General features: G+C 30.1%; 19 protein-coding genes. 8 read left to right on the forward strand and 11 right to left on the reverse strand.

Going from position 1 to position 17,804, the window contains the following annotated elements:
* The 7 genes from queE to GXK57_RS09795 form a co-directional block, all read right to left on the reverse strand.
* The gene (queE, locus tag GXK57_RS09765) at positions 1 to 666 is read right to left on the reverse strand and encodes a putative 7-carboxy-7-deazaguanine synthase QueE (RefSeq protein WP_160675092.1); all 666 of its coding nucleotides are present in this window, start codon (positions 664 to 666) and stop codon (positions 1 to 3) included.
* Positions 656 to 1,099, reverse strand: a complete 444-nt coding sequence (queD, locus tag GXK57_RS09770; protein ID WP_160675095.1) for a 6-carboxytetrahydropterin synthase QueD — start codon at positions 1,097 to 1,099, stop codon at positions 656 to 658. Before queD ends, queE begins: the two co-directional genes overlap by 11 nt.
* Positions 1,100 to 1,114: 15 nt before the next feature.
* Positions 1,115 to 1,876 carry an acyl-CoA dehydratase activase gene (locus GXK57_RS09775; RefSeq protein ID WP_160675098.1) on the reverse strand — a complete coding sequence of 254 codons (762 nt, stop codon included), beginning with the start codon at positions 1,874 to 1,876 and terminating at the stop codon, positions 1,115 to 1,117.
* A complete protein-coding gene (locus GXK57_RS09780; protein WP_160675271.1) occupies positions 1,873 to 2,874 on the reverse strand; it encodes a 2-hydroxyacyl-CoA dehydratase in 1,002 nt (333 codons plus the stop codon). The genes GXK57_RS09775 and GXK57_RS09780 overlap by 4 nt, the downstream gene beginning before the upstream one ends.
* A gap of 570 nt (positions 2,875 to 3,444) precedes the next feature.
* Positions 3,445 to 4,191 carry a ribonuclease Z gene (locus GXK57_RS09785; RefSeq protein ID WP_160675101.1) on the reverse strand — a complete coding sequence of 249 codons (747 nt, stop codon included), beginning with the start codon at positions 4,189 to 4,191 and terminating at the stop codon, positions 3,445 to 3,447.
* A gap of 28 nt (positions 4,192 to 4,219) precedes the next feature.
* Positions 4,220 to 4,669, reverse strand: coding sequence for an ImmA/IrrE family metallo-endopeptidase (locus GXK57_RS09790; protein WP_160675104.1), 450 nt, complete (start codon positions 4,667 to 4,669; stop codon positions 4,220 to 4,222).
* A gap of 11 nt (positions 4,670 to 4,680) precedes the next feature.
* The gene (locus GXK57_RS09795; RefSeq protein ID WP_243156399.1) at positions 4,681 to 5,121 is read right to left on the reverse strand and encodes a helix-turn-helix transcriptional regulator; all 441 of its coding nucleotides are present in this window, start codon (positions 5,119 to 5,121) and stop codon (positions 4,681 to 4,683) included.
* Positions 5,122 to 5,391: 270 nt separating this feature from the next.
* Here GXK57_RS09795 and GXK57_RS09800 point away from each other — a divergent pair, with 270 nt between their 5' ends.
* Entirely contained in the window at positions 5,392 to 5,829 is a 438-nt protein-coding gene (locus GXK57_RS09800; protein ID WP_160675110.1) for a sigma-70 family RNA polymerase sigma factor, read from the forward strand.
* A 148-nt stretch (positions 5,830 to 5,977) separates the two neighbouring features.
* Here GXK57_RS09800 and GXK57_RS09805 read toward each other — a convergent pair whose 3' ends face one another.
* Positions 5,978 to 6,856: a hypothetical protein gene (locus GXK57_RS09805; protein ID WP_160675113.1), complete on the reverse strand. Its 879-nt coding sequence runs from the start codon at positions 6,854 to 6,856 to the stop codon at positions 5,978 to 5,980.
* A gap of 755 nt (positions 6,857 to 7,611) precedes the next feature.
* On the opposite strand from GXK57_RS09805, the gene GXK57_RS09810 reads away from it, so the two are divergent.
* Positions 7,612 to 9,852, forward strand: coding sequence for a M14 family zinc carboxypeptidase (locus tag GXK57_RS09810; RefSeq protein WP_160675116.1), 2,241 nt, complete (start codon positions 7,612 to 7,614; stop codon positions 9,850 to 9,852).
* 68 nt (positions 9,853 to 9,920) lie between these two features.
* Here the strand turns inward: GXK57_RS09810 and GXK57_RS09815 are convergent, their stop codons facing one another.
* Positions 9,921 to 10,409, reverse strand: coding sequence for a YcxB family protein (locus GXK57_RS09815; RefSeq protein ID WP_160675119.1), 489 nt, complete (start codon positions 10,407 to 10,409; stop codon positions 9,921 to 9,923).
* Between the two features lie 266 nt (positions 10,410 to 10,675).
* Here GXK57_RS09815 and GXK57_RS09820 point away from each other — a divergent pair, with 266 nt between their 5' ends.
* Positions 10,676 to 11,101, forward strand: coding sequence for a phage holin family protein (locus tag GXK57_RS09820; protein ID WP_160675274.1), 426 nt, complete (start codon positions 10,676 to 10,678; stop codon positions 11,099 to 11,101).
* A gap of 252 nt (positions 11,102 to 11,353) precedes the next feature.
* Positions 11,354 to 11,560 (forward strand): hypothetical protein, encoded by a 207-nt coding sequence (locus GXK57_RS09825; protein ID WP_160675122.1) that lies wholly within the window; start codon positions 11,354 to 11,356, stop codon positions 11,558 to 11,560.
* Positions 11,561 to 11,702: 142 nt separating this feature from the next.
* Here GXK57_RS09825 and GXK57_RS09830 read toward each other — a convergent pair whose 3' ends face one another.
* Both GXK57_RS09830 and GXK57_RS09835 read right to left on the reverse strand, forming a co-directional pair.
* Positions 11,703 to 12,209 (reverse strand): YcxB family protein, encoded by a 507-nt coding sequence (locus GXK57_RS09830; RefSeq protein ID WP_160675125.1) that lies wholly within the window; start codon positions 12,207 to 12,209, stop codon positions 11,703 to 11,705.
* A gap of 20 nt (positions 12,210 to 12,229) precedes the next feature.
* Positions 12,230 to 12,865 carry a hypothetical protein gene (locus GXK57_RS09835; RefSeq protein WP_160675128.1) on the reverse strand — a complete coding sequence of 212 codons (636 nt, stop codon included), beginning with the start codon at positions 12,863 to 12,865 and terminating at the stop codon, positions 12,230 to 12,232.
* Between the two features lie 1,253 nt (positions 12,866 to 14,118).
* Between GXK57_RS09835 and GXK57_RS26345 the strand changes: the two genes are divergently transcribed.
* The 4 genes from GXK57_RS26345 to hisJ all read left to right on the forward strand — a co-directional run bounded on the left by GXK57_RS26345 (position 14,119) and on the right by hisJ (position 17,639).
* Positions 14,119 to 14,277 (forward strand): hypothetical protein, encoded by a 159-nt coding sequence (locus GXK57_RS26345; RefSeq protein ID WP_183278970.1) that lies wholly within the window; start codon positions 14,119 to 14,121, stop codon positions 14,275 to 14,277.
* Positions 14,278 to 14,443: 166 nt separating this feature from the next.
* Positions 14,444 to 15,718 (forward strand): tetratricopeptide repeat protein, encoded by a 1,275-nt coding sequence (locus tag GXK57_RS09840; RefSeq protein ID WP_160675131.1) that lies wholly within the window; start codon positions 14,444 to 14,446, stop codon positions 15,716 to 15,718.
* Between the two features lie 354 nt (positions 15,719 to 16,072).
* Complete coding sequence (locus GXK57_RS09845; protein ID WP_160675134.1) at positions 16,073 to 16,654, forward strand: suppressor of fused domain protein; 582 nt, start codon at positions 16,073 to 16,075, stop codon at positions 16,652 to 16,654.
* Between the two features lie 142 nt (positions 16,655 to 16,796).
* On the forward strand, positions 16,797 to 17,639 hold the full coding sequence (gene hisJ, locus GXK57_RS09850; protein WP_160675137.1) for a histidinol-phosphatase HisJ: 843 nt from the start codon (positions 16,797 to 16,799) through the stop codon (positions 17,637 to 17,639).
* Positions 17,640 to 17,804 lie beyond the last annotated feature (165 nt).

A 17,804-nucleotide genomic window follows, 5' to 3' on the forward strand; every position in this document is an offset into this window, starting at 1 on the left:
TCATACACCTCTCTCAGTTGGGTCCCATATAATCTTATGAAGCTGTATTTGAAGCTTAACGTCATTCATTATATTTTCCTTTAAGAACTCCACAATGCTGTCTAAGGATATTTGGCCAAACACAGGGCTTATATATACAGTAGTTTTCTCTGTAAGCTTGTAGCTAGTTATTATTTCTTTAGCTTTTTCCAAGTCTTCCATGCTGCCAGAAACGAATTTTACTGTATCCTTAGCAGAAAGATATTTGAAGTTGTCTAGCTTCATGTGTCGTTCCATATTACTTGAAGGAAGCTTATAATCCATAGTAAAGCTAGGCGGATTGCTAAGTTTAGTGAAGTTCTCAAGAAGTACACTTCCGTTAGTCTCAATCTCAACTCTTAGGTTGTCATCACTTGCTAGAAGTTCTAAAAGCTCAACTATACCTTCTTGAAGAAGGGGCTCACCTCCAGTTAAGGTTATGTTTTTAACCTTTGTTGATTTTATATAATTATAGATATCCTCAGAAGACATAAGTTCATATGGAGCATTTTTCTCATTTGCCCAGGTGGTATCACAGTAGCTGCAGTTTAAGTTGCAGCCAGCAAATCTAATAAAAATAGCAAGTTCTCCGGAACGCTTACCTTCACCGTTTATGCTGATGAATTTTTCAACTACCTTATAGGTCATATAAAGTTTCCTCACTTTCCTCATATCTAGCACTGTTAGTAGGTGTCTCATAAACCGTAGCGCTCTTAACCTTATAGCCTTTTTCCTTCATAGTTTTATAGAAAAAAGCTGAGAAGTTTTCTGCTGTAGTTCTAAAGTTCATCTCGATTATTTTAAAGCCATCTTCCTTAAGTGCAGATAATGTTGTTTCTCTCATAGTGTTCTTTTCTACAATTAAAGCATGGTCATAATAATCAACCATAGCTTTAACATCTTTTTTCAAATCACCAAAATCTATTACCATACCGTCTAGATGACCACCACTGACTAATTTATCTGCTTGAACTTCAATTTCTACTTTCCATCTGTGACCGTGGATATTTCCACACTTTCCATCATAGTGAGCAAGAAAGTGAGCACTGTCAAAGCTGTGTTCTGCTTTTAAGATATACATTTTATTCCTCCTAATCTATTTTAAAAACTTGCTTCCATAGTAGCAGCAGCCAATGGCTCCATTAAACTGTGGCTCTTCTACAGAGATTATTTCATTATAGTCATTCTTTAGATAATTTTTTATTGCAGTATTATTAGCAACACCACCAGTTAAGACTAGCCTATCTCCTTTAAAATTGCTTAAAAGAGGACGAAGTCTTTTATACATGGAGTAGTTTACTCCTGCACATAATTTCTCTATAGGTACACCTTCAGCTATCTTTCCAATAAGCTCTGATTCGGAAAATACTGCACAGGTAGAGTTCAAGTCTACAGGGTCCTTTGCGTATTTACTCATTTCCTCAAAGGATATCTCAAGAACATTGGCCATGTTTTCTAAATACCTTCCACAGGAAGCTGCGCATTTTTCATTAAGCTCCAAATCAGTAGTAAGCCCTTTTTCAATCTTAACGATCTTAACGTCTTGTCCTCCTACATCTAGTAGAATAAAATCCTTTAAAGAGCTTTGATACATTGCTCCATAGGCATGAGCTTTTATTTCATTTATCTGAGTGAAGAGTTTTAAGTCAGTATTGTTTTTTCCGTAGCCTGTAGATACGGCTTTATCAAAAGGTCCTACCTGAAGCTTATCTAAATCAACTACAATCTTTCCATCTAAATGGCAGAAGTCTCTGTAAAACCTCATAGTGCTGATCTTTTTCTTTTCAACTAGAAGGTTATCTTCCATTATTACAATCTTAACCTCTCGACTGCCCAGGTCTATTCCTAAAATTCTCATTTGTCTGCCTCCTTCAAGTCTAGTAACATATCAAGGAAAGCTTCTAATCTGAGCTTTGTTCTTGCGTCTAAAGTGTTTAGCTTGTCACCTTCGATATTTAAGATAGGAATATCAAGGTTATTTTTAATTACTATATCTTCTACAGCTCTATAGCAGAAGGCCTGAGTATAGTGGATTATTCCATCTAATTGTCTCTCTTTTATCTGCTTTTTTAGCTCAATAAGTCTAAAGTCAGTGTTATATGGATAGGTGTAATCATAGTATTGCTCATATATATTATTAGCTTCATTTCCTCGCGGAAAGGCAAACTCTCTTTGAACCTCATTATATACAAAGTGAGCATTAAGATTTTCCACGAAGCTGTAGATATCCGTAGTCATTGGTGGAACACCTATATAGCCTAAACGAAGCTTTTTATCTATGGCTTTTCTAGTTTTTATTTCCCCTATTACTTTTACTAAATCAGCCTCATAACCATCTATATCTCCGTTGAAGTCACTTAGACTAACTTGATATAAGTGATTTTCAAAACCTGTGGCTTTATTGTGAATGTAAGTTAGTTCATCTAACTCTTTGCCAAGAAGTCTAACTTGATTTAGTCTTCTTCTAACAGCTTCAACCTCAGCTTCTTCTACCTTAAAGATAGCCATTAGCTTCTTTATTTCTCTTTCTATATCCTCTAGGCTGTGACTGTGAGGAAAAGAAAAGGGATGTACCTTAATTCCTTTTAATTGAAGCACTTCAATAAGTGCCTTTGTATTGGAGCAGTCCCCCTCCATAACGCCAATTATTTCTTCAATTCCGTTTTCTATACAAGCTCCGTATAGCCCTTTTATCCAAGCACAAAGGCTTTTAGGGAAACCATCTTTTTCAGCTAAATCAATGTATTTTAAGTGGTTATCTGAAACTACAAAAATATTATTTAAATCTACTGGGGTATAGCCTGCAGCTATAAGAACCTCTATAGGAACCGTTGTTGTTAAACCAATCTTTTTAATTTTAAAGCCTCCCTAACTTAGAGAGTTCGAAACCATTATTGTTCATAATATTTTTCTATACAGCAAAAAAGGGCATAAAATGCCCATAAACAAAAAAAACTACCTAAACCGGTAGTAGTAGGGTATATGTATAGCTACAGAAATTCCAATACAAAAAGAGCTATCATATTGAAATAATCAGCTTAAAAACCCATTACGTCCTAGTTTTGTTTATAGACAGGATGGTTACGAACTGTCTGTATTTAATTTTCTATTCACGTAATTTACTATAATACAGCGGCTAAGTATAGTCAAGTTAAAAATATAACAAGGATAATACAAAAAAGTTATCAATGATATGAAATAAGTCACATTAGAGAAAAATATGTACCACTTTAATATGAAAACTATTTTTAAAGCTCATATAGGTTCTGAGAGAAGACTTTAAAAATGTAAATTTAAATAAAGGGGTACATACTTATAGAGTTTCTATATGAGGACTTAATTTATGACTGTTCGAAAATCCAGTGTTATACGAGTTTTCATGAGAGCATAAATTAATGATTGAGTTATAAACTCTGCAACCTACACCTAAACTTCAACCTCTAAGCCATCTATTGCAGCAAAGGTGCTATTAAATATTTGTCCAGCACTTAGTTCGGCACTTACTCTGTCTTCTAGCTTTAGATAACTACTGGCATCAAAATGCATAAGTAATAATTTCTTTACGTTAGCTTCTGAAGCAAGTTTTGCTGCAAGTTCAGGGTTTAAGTGAATTTTATCTGAAAAGGTTTCTTTGGATTTCATACTGCATTCGGTAATTAAGACGTCAGCATCTTTAGCTAAGGTTATCACATTTTCGCAGTAGGCTGTATCTGTACAGTAGCAGATAACTGTATCCTCTATTTCGAATCTGCCACCTAAAACCTCTGTACTATGAACTAAAGGTAAGAAGGTTGCATTAAAAGGTAAATCAATATTAGGTTCAAGGGCATTGATTATATGTGTATCAAAAGGTAATTTTTCTATAGGCACTGTGTAAGGATTGTTGATAAATTGTTTAATAATCCCTTCACTGTTAGGCTGAGATATAATATATAGGCCTTTAGAGAATTTGTTAAGAGATAAGGTGTGAAGCCCAGATATATGGTCTAGGTGAAAATGACTTAAAAATAAATAAACAGGTCTATCATCTTTTATATACTGTGGTAGTCTTGAAATGCCATTGCCAGCATCTAGTACTATATAGTAGTCATTGTGCTCTATGAGTATTGATACAGTTCTTCCTGTTTCAGTGTCAAACCATCCATTTGTTCCTAGAAAGGTTATTTTAATCATAAAATCTTCCTCCATAGCTTTCTATAAACTACTTAAAGTCTGTTATTAAATATGATAACTCTTTGGAGATTCCAATACAACTAGCAATTTGATCAATTGTCATAGACTCTAGTTCTATAATATCAAGCTTTATGTTTAGCATCTTGAAAGCAAAATAATTAGCTTGTTTTTCAAATTTGCCTATGTTACTAAAGTTTTTATTAAATGCAGCTTGAAAAACTTCTGTATGAAGAAGTGCATGACCTAGTTCATGAAGTAATATAAAGTTCTCCATTACTCCCTTGATATCATTCCTAATAAAGACTATTTCTTTATCATTTAGATCTCTATAATAGAAGCTATAATTCCCACTTAATAATATATTATCAGCTTCTATCTTATGTATTTTTATATCTAGGTAGTCGTACAGCTCATAAACATCCTCTGTACTATAGCTTTCCTTGAGTCCGAAAATTATATCATCAATCCAATAATACATATTATCCTCCTTTACTTTTTGTATTTAAGACCTAATAATTGCAGCTGATTTAGTAGTTCGTTAGCAAATTGAAGCAATTCATCATCTGATAGTTTTTTTATATCAAAGCCTCCATAGCCCATGATTGCAGGTTGCTTTAGTATGAACTGCATAGCATCCTCTGCACTTTCAAATTCTTCAGTTTTGGTATTAGCTAAAGATATTTTTTCATTAAGATTTTGTTGATTTGAAGTTGGACTTTCATAAGAATTAGTAGCACTGATTTTCATAATATCATTTATATTAACTTTTAGTGCATCAGCTAGTTTTTCTAGTGTGTTTACTGAGGGGTTCTTTTTTTCATCTCTTTCTAAGGCACTAATATAGCTTGCATTGACGCCGCTTAGTCTAGACAATTCATTTACTCCAAGTCCTTTAGCTTCTCGAATAGCTCTTATGTTCTTGCCGAACAAAATAATCACTCCTTTATTTGGATATGTACTTATAGAATATATTATATTCCAATAGCACATAAAGTCAATCGAAAAAATAAGAAAATAGAACATGTGTTCGCAAAAACTGAAGATAAATTCGTAAAATAAAGAAATATATACCAAAGTGGAGTTGGCGTATTCTATTAGAACATGATATTATCTCATTAAACAATAATAAAGGAGGGAAGATTATAATAGATACTTAATATAACATCTTAATTTAATATATATAAGGATAGGTGAGAAATAATGAGAGCAAGTAATGAATATAAGAAAATTGAAGCGATGCTTTTTAATTATAAGCAGACTGAAGTAGAAATAAAAAATATAGATCTCGACATAGAAGAAATAAAGAATGAATATAGGGGAGTGGGTGCAATCTACTATGGAGGAAGGACAAGTTCTACGAATAAGATTACTTCAAGTGTAGAGAATGAAGTAGAGTATAAGGAAAATAAAATCTATAATTTAGAAATGCTTAAGAGAAAGAAAGAGATAGAATTACAGAGGATAGATAATGTATTGAGCATATTAACAGAGGATGAGTATAAACTTATTGAACTTAGGTATTTTAAGAAACTGCAATATAAGCAAATAGCTGATAGGCTTTGCATGAATGACATTTATATAATTGATAAAAAGAAAAAGATACTAAATAAGCTAATACCTTTAATGAACTTATGCTAATTAGTAGGAAGTAAAAATGAAGACAGAAGCTAATTCAAGTTAAGAGCATTTCTTAAGCTATAATTTATAGCCTTAGAGATGCTCTTTCAATTTAGCATATTTTTTACAGATTTATTGTTAGTTATTATATATAATTGATAAACATTACTTAGCTTATTACATGTTTATAGAAATTACTTAAAGTACTATTGGTATTATTAATACTCTTATTTATATCTTGATATTGCAATTTTAAATCAATGTAATCCCCTATAGCATGAGGAGCATCTATACTTATTGAAATTGAGTTTTCATATAGATATATATAGATAATTGAGTTGTTAAAATTATTTGTAGAATAACTTTGTAGCTGGTCCTTCTGGGCATTATACAAGTCTTTATTAGAATTATTAGCTATAATCCCTTTACTTTTTAATGTTATTAAAAAGTTATTATCTAAGTTTACAATGTCTCCAGAATTGAGAACTTTATTATTTTTTAAATCAACGTTAGTTGAAAATAATAGGTTTGTTGGATAAGCCACGTCTTTTGAAGAAAAAATGCCTGAATATTTGATACTCAAAAGATCATATTTATTTAAACATATCTCATAACCTAAGTTAATGTTGAAGTTTTCTTTGTTATCTAAATAAACTTGCACATATTTTAACGCTTGTTCTTTTATTAAAGTATTTATTTTATTTTGATTACTAGCATTTGACATTCCATTTATTTGAGGATATTTCAAAGCCATTGTTTTGTTATTTTGATTATAATTATATTGTTTTTCTGCTATGCTATAAGTTTTTTCGTTATTAATCTGTTGTTTTGAGTTTGAGTGGTTCATATTACTTGTTGCTTGCTGATTTGAATTAGAATTACTAGTTGAAATAGTAGAATCACTTGTTGCTTCTTTTTTTGAATTTGAATCGTTATTTTCAGATATGTTAGTCTTGGAAGAAGCATAATTAACATAATTACTAGTGCTACATCCTACTAAACTAACACATAATAAAACCAGTACTGGTAATAACATTTTTTTCTTCATAAAACACATGCCCTTTCACAAGTATTTAATCCATTTCTTCGAAGGCTGGATACAAACTTAGGAATTCTAGTGAACTATTCTGAACACTTTTGCTTTTCTAAATATATTATGTCATTTAACTCTCTTAAAATATTCTTATTGTATAAAGCATGATAGAAGCTAGAATATTTATATCATCAATATTTTATTTACAACATTTTTTTGAAATCCTCATAATTGTATAACTATTATTAGAAGCACATTTATTCACTGATAGTTGTTAACTTTATACAACATATTATAGCAGTGTCGTTTAAAGTAGAATTAAACATAAAAATAAAAAACTAGTATAAATCTAATATTATTCTTATAAACAGCTTATTACATACCTTAGTTTCCATGTGTTAGTATTACATCATAGAAATTGTTTAAGAGGAAAGCACTTAGTTAATCGCTAAGTGCTTTTTTGCGCCATGAAAAAAGGTGTTTTGCTAGATAAACCTAGTAATATCAAAGGCTTAGAACAGATATTTATGTTAAACAGTAAAAAATAAAATTATATCGACTTCTAGAATCTCTTCACATAGGTTCAGAAAAGGCAGATGTACAAAAAAGCTCGCTGAAGAAGGCCGATTCAGCGACTTTTTTATTAAATGCTAACGCATTAAAGGAGGTGGTTATTTTGTGACTTTGATATTCAATAAAAATCATACGTTTAACAGCATAATTCAACAAAGATTAAAAATTACAATTATAAAATTTGAGGAGGAATAAAAATGGGAAAGAATTATCCAGATATAAAACCAGGAGAAATAGTTTCAGGAGGTTTTACCTATCCAAACAATGCTCAGATAGTAGGGGATTCTCTTTATATAAGAGATGAGAATGGAAATACAATTGCAGGAAGACAAACTGATAATGGTGATAAGATCACAGTTCTTGATGTAGGATACACAAAACAGCTTACTTTAATACAGTATCCTGCAGGAACTTCAGTAAGACAAGGTTATGTAACTAACAATACTAATATAATCAAGTATATAAATCAAGGTGCTTGGAAGAATGGATCTAGTGCAGAAAGTGTATATGATGAAAACAATACAGTAATAGGCTCTTTAGATCCTTATGAAGTAGCAACACCTTTGTATAAAATTAGTGATGGTAAAACTCATGTGGTATATAACACTAGTAAAGGAGCAAATACGAAGTCAGGTTATGTTGTATATGCTGGAGCAAATGGTTCATCTAATCCTACAGGTGGTATAAACCCTGGTGAAGTAGTTCCAGGCGGATTTACTTATCCTAACAATGCACAGGTTATAGGTGATGACTTATATATAAGAGATGCAAATGGAAACACAATAGCAGGAAGACAAGTATCAAATGGAGATAGAATTACAGTATTGGATGTAGGGTATACAAAGCAACTAACTTTAGTTCAGTATCCAGCAGGAAGCGTAGTAAGACAAGGTTATGTTACTAATGTCCCATCCTTAATAAAATATGACAGGCAAGGCGAATGGCATAATGGATCTAGTGCTGAAGAAGTGTTGGATGAAAATGGTGCTCACTTGGGTTCTTTAGATCCATATGAAGCAGCAACACCATTATATAAGAAAAATGGAATGACACATGTTGTTTATAATACAGATAAAGGGCCAAATACAAAATCAGGTTATGTTAGATATGAAGGAAGTTCAATAAGCCCTATTACAATACCTCAAGTATCTGTAGCTGGCGCACAAAGGATAGTATATGGTACAAGCGGTAAAGGCAGAGATTTGGCAGCATATAAGATAGGCAGTGGAAGTAATTCTTTAGTATTTGTTTGTGAACAGCACGGATTTGAAGATAATTGGAGCAGAGACGGAATTGAATTAGTTTATATAGGTAATGATCTAATTAATTCGCTTGCAGGCAGTTCAACAAATGGATGGACTGTATATGTAATTCCAGCAGCAAATCCAGATGGGCTCATAGATGGCTATACTAATAATGGACCAGGAAGATGTACAATAGTAGGAGCAGTTGATACTAATAGAGATTATCCTATAGGCTTTACCCCTCATGGTACTACAAGAAACTGGACAGGAGATGCTCCATTAAGTGTTTCAGAGTCTAGAAGTTTGAGTACTTTCATACAAGGAGTTAAGAATAGTACCTCAGGTGAAATGGTAGTAATAGATCTTCATGGCTGGGAAAATGCTGCTATCGGTGATCCTCAAATTGGTCAGTTCTTTAGAAATCAATTTGGCTTTGAACAGAGGAATGGTTATGGTGAAGATAGTGGATTTATGATAGCTTGGGCTAAATCAATTGGTGCAAAAGCAGCTTTAATTGAACTTCCTACTAATACCCACAGCCATGATGATGTAGTTAATGGTGGATATTCACAGAAGGTTATAAATGCAGTAAAGAATTTAATGGGCACAATCAGTATGGAACAGTTAAATAAAGATGCGAAATCTATTATGAATATATTAAAAATAGAATTAAATGACTTTAAGCTTAATCATGAATTTGTTGTATATAATGGACCTATATATATAAAATATGAGTTTGGATTGACACCTTTTATTGGTTCTTCAAACAATACGGTTTCTGTTAAAGATGGAAAAATAGAAAATATAGAATGGGTATTTGATAAATTAAGTGTAGTCACTCCGATTGTGAGTCCATCGATAGGAAATTTAACAAGTATTCTTGAAGATTTAGTAAATAGATTAGGAATATCTATTACTAATGGAACTATAAAGTTCGGGTTTAATACTGAAGAAAAAACAATAGAAATAGAAATTGCCAAGGAAAGACAAGATCAAAAATTATTTACGAAAATAAGTGTCGGATTTAACGAGTTACCTGACAAGGTCGTTAATGTTCTAGCTACTGGAGGAAAAATTCTTTTATTTGCTGGACTAGTAGCTTTAAGTTTTTACCTTTTAGTTGAGGGGGCAGGAGTAGCAATAGTAGCTATATTTGTTAAGGTAATTTCAGCTTTAGCAGAAGCTTTAGGTTAATGAAAAAAGTAACAGATATGATAAAGTTATATCTGTTACTTTTGAATTAGAAGATTGTATAAAAATGGCTAATAAACTAAAAGTTTATTAATATAGTCGAGAAACTTTTTTTCTTCTTCTAAACTTTCAAATATTCTTTTGGGTACAAATATAGTATCTTTATAATCATTAGTATAAAGGTGTATGTATTTATCGGTTTCCAATAACCTATCAAGTGATTTACGGGGTATTTCTTTTTGAGAGAGGGATGATGTTACCAATATACTCTCATCATTTAAGAATATGGATTTTTTGGATAAATTATATTTTATATTTTTTTTAATTACATCGTTTATCTTCTTTTTAGTAACTAAAGGTATTATGAGTATGCAAACTATGTATAATATTATAAAAAATACAAAGTTCTCCCCTGATATGAGTGTGAGAAGTAAGGAACTGAAAAAAGTAAGAACGTAAGTTTCTATAAGTTTACCTTTTTTGTAGTATTTATGATGCGTTTTATTTTCTATGCTTCCCTGTATGAATTCTTCCTCTGAAAGTGTGTATTCAATATTCATAGTGACCTCCTTGAAAATAAATACTTTATTTAAATTAAATATTTTTAATATACAACTAATTATCAATTGACACTTGGATTTTTTAGCTACTTCTATTATAGTATAAAATTCATTTGCTATTTATTCAATAATAATGTACAAGACTTGAAGATGTTAAAATAAATATATAAAGCTATATAATTAAAAGTAGCTTATGGAACGGTTGACAGAGAAGGTAATTTTACTTGATTTTTTATAAGCTTACAGGCTAATAGGAGGTGAATAAAATAGATAAACAAAATATAATAACCTCAATAATTGCTGTAATTGGGACAGACATAACTTGGATTTTTGGCATGTGGGATACGGCGTTAATGGTACTAATTGCTTTTTTGGTGCTTGATTATGCTACAGGAGTTATAAAAGCCTATATAAATAAGATAATATCTAGTGACATAGGTTTTAAAGGCATAGCTAAAAAGTCAGTTATATTTATAGTACTTATAGTAGCTGTTTTACTGGATAAGTTATTAAATACAGGTACTTGGGTATTTAGAACCTTAGTATGCTATTTTTATATTGCTAACGAAGGAATTAGTTTGCTGGAAAACTGTGTGGCTCTTGGACTGCCTATACCAGAGCAATTGCAAAATGCGCTAGTTCAGCTAAAGGATGGCAACAAAAAAGCAGTTAACGATAAAAACGAACAGTAAGAGCAACAAAAGTAATATATTAAAAGGTATCATTAAAATATTAAAAAGTAGATATTATTAAGTTTTAGCCACTAATGAAATTTCATTAGTGGCTTTTTAACCGTATAGGTTTTTTTAAAGAATTTAGGGTTTCATAAAAGCAGATAAAGAAAAAACATCAACTAAGTGGAAATTATTAAAAAAGTCACATATTCAACAAAATCAATTGCTGTACAAACAAGTACAAGAGATGTTATAAGGAGAGTGGTAAACGTGAAAATTGCAATAAGAGGTGGGCATAACTTTCAAGCTCCAGGGGCTTCAGGAATAATTGATGAAACCTCTGAAGACAGGAAAGTAAAAGCTGCAGTAATAAAATATTTAACACAAGAAGGACAAGAGGTTATAGATGTTACTCCAGGTGAATGCGATGTAAATACAGATTTAGAATATGGAGTTAATAAAGCTAACTCTTTTTGAGCAGAACTATTTGCATCAATACATTTTAATAAAGCTTATGATAGTTATAATAGTGCCATAGGAACTGAGGTATGGATATATGCTATAGGAGGTAAAGCAGAGCCTATAGCTAACAGGATAGTAAATAAGATTTCTATTAAAGTTATTGGATGTGGTCATAAAGGTACTTAGTAAAAGACTCTCTTTCTAAACTAGAAGAGAATGCGTTAAAAGGTATTGACATGCCACTGTTTATGTTAAGGTAAATTAGTATATGCTTCTTAGTAATTATTATATCATCTACTGAGTTCCATGGTAGCCTATATTCAGAAGAGCTACTTGTTGCTTCAAATCCTTCCTCGGATAATTCTAAAGTGGTAGATTCAAGATTAATTGGTCCTAACATATCAAGAAAACGCTTTTTATAAATTATATCAAGAAATTTAGGAAAAAATATAATCCATAGTATACCGAATACAACCATAAGTATGGATAAGAAGTTTAGTGCTTGATTAAGATATTGATAAATTAAATTTAAAACTACTATTATTGGAGCGATACCTGTAGAAATAAATTTAGCATATTTAGAACGTTTAGAGGCTTTAGATTCCTTATTGAAAATAAGCAAATCTTCAATTGTATTTGTAAAGAATATTTTAATAGTAATCACCCTATCTTTTCAATATAGTATTATAAATATTTGCAAATAGTATTTCCATCTTCGTCAAATACATAAGTAAGGTTTGTCAATGCATCAACTTTTACAATGGTTACTACATTTTGTTTTAAATTCATCGATGGAATTTTATACTTACCATGATTTAAAGGGGTTATCTTCTTAGATAATAAATTTACAAAATAAAAGTTTCCTTGAGCGTTGACAAATACTTTATTAGTGTTCTTAAAAGGGAATACTATGATATTTGTTACTCTTTCTTTTAAAAATGATGTCACTAAAAACTCTCTTAAATCTTCAGATAAAGGAGATTTAATTTTTATTACTGATTTCTCGTTATCTATATAAGTAAATACACAATCCTGATTCTTTGTGATCTGGTAGCTACAATAATTTAAATTGTTATTTTTTATTTCTATAGTCTTATTTGATATAATATTGTCTTTTTCGTTATCTATTTCAAATATTCCAGCAGTTCCATAATTATATAATTTATTTTCAACTTTCATTACTAAACTGCAATTATAGTTAATTTGTTCAGTTACACTAGAAAAGCTGTACTTACTGCTATTCAAATCATTTTTAATAAATATAACTACGCACAATAATATTATTAGGGCAAAAAAAGCTAGTAGTATCTTTTTAAACATTATTAACTCCTTTATTAATAAAAATTAATGAAATCAACTTATCAAATTCCGTATTAAGAAGTTTGATTAAGCTCTCTTTTAGTTCTAAAATATTTTTATATTATTTTTGGTACAAGTCAGATATTTTAGTTAATCAAGAATTTGTGTACTTTAAATACATGATGAATTTCATATTATAGTACCTTTAACTATAGTATACAAATAAATCACTAAATTTTCATTTAATAAATTTATTATAATATGATGAGAAATATTAATTTTTTGCATACAAGAATATAGCAAGTATGAAAAAGTAAGCATGTTTTTATTTGTAACTGAACCTCTTACTCTGAAATGCGATTTTTTCTACATAATAAGACAGCAAATTTATTATGTAAGAAAATTACAATTTTGTGTGTTTTTATGTAGAGGCGTTGACAAATAAGTATAACTTAGCGATAATAGGACGTTTTAAGGATAATGGTGTTGATTATTGAATTAAGATAGAAGATTCTCGGGTTTAGTGGACTTATATGAGAAATATTAATAACTTTTGAAAAGCATAGATGTTTAAATTAAACAAGAGCCTGGTTTTTACATAAATGAGTTAGTTAATGCTTAAAAGCTTGATTATCTAGGATAAAACAGGAAACTATTAAATGATTAAAGCTGAATTGGAAAGTAATATTTAGGTATATAAATTCGTATTTGTGTAAGTTACTAGCACTTATTGATAAAACTTATAAAAATATTATGTCGATAGAAGGAAGATAATAAATAAAATAATTCTATATATTCAGTTGTTTTATTAGAATATCTAATTCTAAATTATTTTTTTGAAGAAGAAAAAGTTGAATTAATATTAAAAACATATAGTAAATATATCGAAATTAAGCAGAAGAATCGACTGTTGTATGCATAATATATAGTTTGAAAGAATACTGTGAATTTATTGTTATTATAAGAAGATAAAAATTATGGATGAGTTAAATATTAAGAACTTTTACACTAGGTTATGGAGTTTTTTGTAGAAAGTATGCATCATAAGAAGCGCAAAATATAGCATACTATAAGTATACCATTAAAGAGTTTTTACTCTATAGATTACGTCGAAAATAATCTATAATGAGGTCTTTGATGGTGTTAGGTACTAAAAATATATGCAAAGCTTTTACTTGTTTCGCCAATCTAAGACAAGTTGAAAAAATAGTCGACAAGATGGTTGATAACTAAGTTTGCATATATATAATTAAAAATTTATGGAGGTGCTAGTAATGAACAGTAGACATAGAAGAGTTTATACAGAGAAGACCTTCAAAAAAAATGGTACCAAAACACAAAACCAATGGGCTAAAAGCAGATTTCCAACAACAATTGAAGAGCCAAGTAAAAATAAAAGTGGAGTAATGGCAGAGGAACAAGGTTGGACCTAAGATTTAATAAAAAGTCTAGTTATGTAGTTTGTAACTAGACTTTTTTATTTTTTATAATAATATACAATAATGTCACAATTTTATATTTATTGATGTGTTTTTTGGAAAAGATAGTTATAATGGTATTAGGGATAAAAAAGTATTGATGAGTGAAGGGATGATCTATTTGCAGTTTTATAGTCCAAATGAGAAAATAAAACTAATGAGGACAAACTTAAGGGTTAATCAGTGGGAATTGGAATCGGAAAACATGTCTGTAGGCTTTATTAGCATGATGGAGATTGGGAAAAGAAATGTAAGTAAGGAAAGCTCAAAAAAGCTATCGGAAAAGTTCAATCTTATAGCAAAAGAGAACTCAATAAAGATTGAGCTTGATGAAGAGTATTTTTATAGGCAACCTGAAGAAGATGCTAGAATTTATTGTGAGCTGGAATTGCAAAAAGAAAATAATCATAAGCAATTAGACGAGCTTATAGTTATAGCCAATAGGTTTCAATTACTTGATTTATTGGCTAAGATATATCATTTAAAAGCTTTGAGGTACATGGAAGAAAAAGATAATAATAATGCTTTTATATGCTTAAATAATTGCTTAGGAATATACAAGGAACTTAGAGAAGACAAGCTTCAAGCTAATATCTATGATTTGATGGGAAGTTGTAAGTTAAAGCTCAGTGAGTATGATGAAGCTATATTCTACTATACCCAAGCCATAGCATACTCAATATATGAAGATAGCAATGATATATTTTTTAGAGCAAACTTAAATATTTCTAATGCATATGGGCGTAGTAAATCTTATAAGAAATCTATAGATATAATTGATAAAAATATTTTAAAGAGAAGTTCTATAGTTGAAGCTAAATATGTTACTAATGCAAGGGTAATAAAGGCTATTTCATTAGATAAGCTTGGTAGAAGAGATGAAGCTTTAAAAGAATATTTTAAATTGCTTGAAGATCTGAATGATGAAAATCAAAAGTTACTGGCTTTAATCTATAATAATGTAGGTGAATGCTACTATGAAAAAGGCGAATATAATGAGGCTTTGAGATATTTATCTAAAGCAAATATAATAAAGAATAGAGTAGATAAAGAAACCTTATCAAATACTCTTAATATAAAAGCAAAGATATTTTTTAAACAAGGACTATATGAAGAAAGTATAATGATTCTTGAGATGGCTATAAGAATGGCTGAAAAGTATAAAAAAACTGAGATTATTTATGATAATTACTTTGATTTGGTTTTTATTTTAGAGTCAAGAAATGATATAGAGAAAGTTATTTATTATATGAAAGAATTTTTGAATACTCTAAAAGAGTATGACTTTGAAAAAGGAAATTTGTTTGCGATGTATAAGCTTTCAGAAGCATATAGTAAAAATGGACAACTAAGTGAAGCCTTTGACACTATGAAGCAGTTAGAAGAGATTTTATAAAATGAAATATATAACTCTCGATTCTTATTTAAAGTTACTAACTAAGAGTATACTAAAAATATAATAATTTATTATTGGAAACTTAAATAATATACAAACATACCTGATAAAAAATAACTAATTGTTATTGATTAGCGATTTTTTGTTAGGTATGATATAATAAAGTTGGTACTTATGTAAAGGATTTCTTTGTTGATATATAAGCATCTAATAAGAAATGTATGGCTAAAACCTATGTTGCAAATAGGCTGTGGTTTTAGGATAAAAAATAAGTAACAAATATTTATTTTTTGAAGATAAAAGAATTACCATAAAAATTATAAATTAAAATATAGTAGGATAAGGGGAATGTATATGGGGTTCAATAGTATTAATGAAAGCAGTAAAAGTGATGCAGAGGTTTTTGTGGAAAGACTTGAAAATTTGTTTGGTAAACCGCATTCTGTGAGAAAAGCGGAATGCTTGGACGGAGGAGTGCCAATCCATATATTCTATTATTACAATCTTCCAAAGAAGGGAATGATAACTTCCGTGACCTATGGTTTATCTGAAGGAAAGCATCCAGACTGGCAGAATGGAAGACCTGAATTAATGGTTACTGTCAAATCAGAAGAAGAAGCTTGGGGATTTGCTTCAGCGTTTCTAGCAACTAACTTTAGAGGAGAGAAGCCATTTGGGTATGGAGACTTATTTACCTTGGAGGAGCCTATATCAAAGGATTCGGATATGGTAGGCTATTTTGTTTTTGCACCTTCTATTCTAAATCAAGCACAGGCTAAGATAGAACTACCAACAAAGACTGTATACTTAACAGGAATGTATCCATTATATAGCGAAGAGATAGAGCTTTTTAAAAGGATAGGACTAAAGGAATTCTTTAGTCTTGATGGATATGATTTGTATGATGTAAAAAGAAAGAATCTCGGGTATAAATAAAGAGTTTCTATATTGAAACTTAATTTGTACTTGTATGACAATCTAGGCCTCTTGTGACTTTTGTATAAATTTAATTAATAGTTGTAGACATAAGTAAAAATAGATATTATTATCAATATACATCTTAAAAGGAGGGATAATAATGGAACTGTTTAACTATCATATGCATAATAACTATTGTGATGGTAAAGGTGAGCCTGAAGACTATGTAAAGAAAGCTATTCAACTAGGCTTTAAGGCTATTGGTTTTTCTAGTCACGCTCCGGTGGCCATAAAAAATGATTGGACTATGAAACAGGAAAACCTACACAAGTACCTGGAAGAAATATTAAGTCTAAAAGAAGAGTATAAAGAAAAAATTGATATATGCCTAGGCTTAGAGATAGATTATATAAAGGGAATTATGGGACCAGGAGATGAAATATATAAATCTATTCCACTAGAATATAGTATAGGATCAGTTCATTTTATGCCTATTAAAGATAGTGGAAAGTATCTAACTGTGGACTATTCAGAAGAAGAGCTAAGAACAATAATTGATGATGGTTATGATGGAGATGCTTACAGATTTGTAGAAGCATATTATACTTTTATTAGAGAAATGGCTTCTTCAAGCAAACCTAATATCATAGGTCATCTAGATTTGATAAAGAAGTTTAATAAGGATAACTTGTTTTTTAGGGAAGATGACGAAAGATACGTTAATCAGATCGAAAAAACATTGCAGGTAATAAAAGAAAATAATCTTATTGTAGAAGTAAATACAGGTGGAGTAACTAGGGGGTATATTAAAGAATTTTATCCAAGTCAATGGATAATATCAAGATGTAAAGAACTGAATATTCCTATGAATATAAGTAGCGATGCTCATATTGTGGACAATATTGATGGGTGCTTTGAAGCTGCTGCTGGTCAGTTAAGAAATAATGGAGTAGAAGAACAAAAAGTATTGTTTAAAAATAGGTGGATATATAGCAAACTCTAATATAACCACTTATTTGAAAAGATAATATTAAACATAGATTTTAATATAATTGCAGAATAATATTTATCAGCCAGACCTTCGTCAATGAGGGAAAAAAAGGCAGGTACACAAGAAAAAATTCGCTGAAGAAATTTGATTCAGCGAATTTTTTAGTTAATTTATGTT

Origin of the sequence: Clostridium sp. C8-1-8 (genome assembly GCF_009928445.1) — a bacterium.
Classification (GTDB): domain Bacteria; phylum Bacillota; class Clostridia; order Clostridiales; family Clostridiaceae; genus Clostridium_AR.

What these genes read in the sequence shown, in the direction of transcription:
- queE (WP_160675092.1), bottom strand. Translation starts at nt 666, where the DNA reads ATGACCTATAAGGTAGTTGAAAAATTCATCAGCATAAACGGTGAAGGT.
- queD (WP_160675095.1), bottom strand. Translation starts at nt 1,099, where the DNA reads ATGTATATCTTAAAAGCAGAACACAGCTTTGACAGTGCTCACTTTCTT.
- GXK57_RS09775 (WP_160675098.1), bottom strand. Translation starts at nt 1,876, where the DNA reads ATGAGAATTTTAGGAATAGACCTGGGCAGTCGAGAGGTTAAGATTGTA.
- GXK57_RS09785 (WP_160675101.1), bottom strand. Translation starts at nt 4,191, where the DNA reads ATGATTAAAATAACCTTTCTAGGAACAAATGGATGGTTTGACACTGAA.
- GXK57_RS09790 (WP_160675104.1), bottom strand. Translation starts at nt 4,669, where the DNA reads ATGTATTATTGGATTGATGATATAATTTTCGGACTCAAGGAAAGCTAT.
- GXK57_RS09800 (WP_160675110.1), top strand. Translation starts at nt 5,392, where the DNA reads ATGAGAGCAAGTAATGAATATAAGAAAATTGAAGCGATGCTTTTTAAT.
- GXK57_RS09805 (WP_160675113.1), bottom strand. Translation starts at nt 6,856, where the DNA reads ATGAAGAAAAAAATGTTATTACCAGTACTGGTTTTATTATGTGTTAGT.
- GXK57_RS09810 (WP_160675116.1), top strand. Translation starts at nt 7,612, where the DNA reads ATGGGAAAGAATTATCCAGATATAAAACCAGGAGAAATAGTTTCAGGA.
- GXK57_RS09815 (WP_160675119.1), bottom strand. Translation starts at nt 10,409, where the DNA reads ATGAATATTGAATACACACTTTCAGAGGAAGAATTCATACAGGGAAGC.
- GXK57_RS09835 (WP_160675128.1), bottom strand. Translation starts at nt 12,865, where the DNA reads ATGTTTAAAAAGATACTACTAGCTTTTTTTGCCCTAATAATATTATTG.
- GXK57_RS26345 (WP_183278970.1), top strand. Translation starts at nt 14,119, where the DNA reads ATGAACAGTAGACATAGAAGAGTTTATACAGAGAAGACCTTCAAAAAA.
- GXK57_RS09845 (WP_160675134.1), top strand. Translation starts at nt 16,073, where the DNA reads ATGGGGTTCAATAGTATTAATGAAAGCAGTAAAAGTGATGCAGAGGTT.
- hisJ (WP_160675137.1), top strand. Translation starts at nt 16,797, where the DNA reads ATGGAACTGTTTAACTATCATATGCATAATAACTATTGTGATGGTAAA.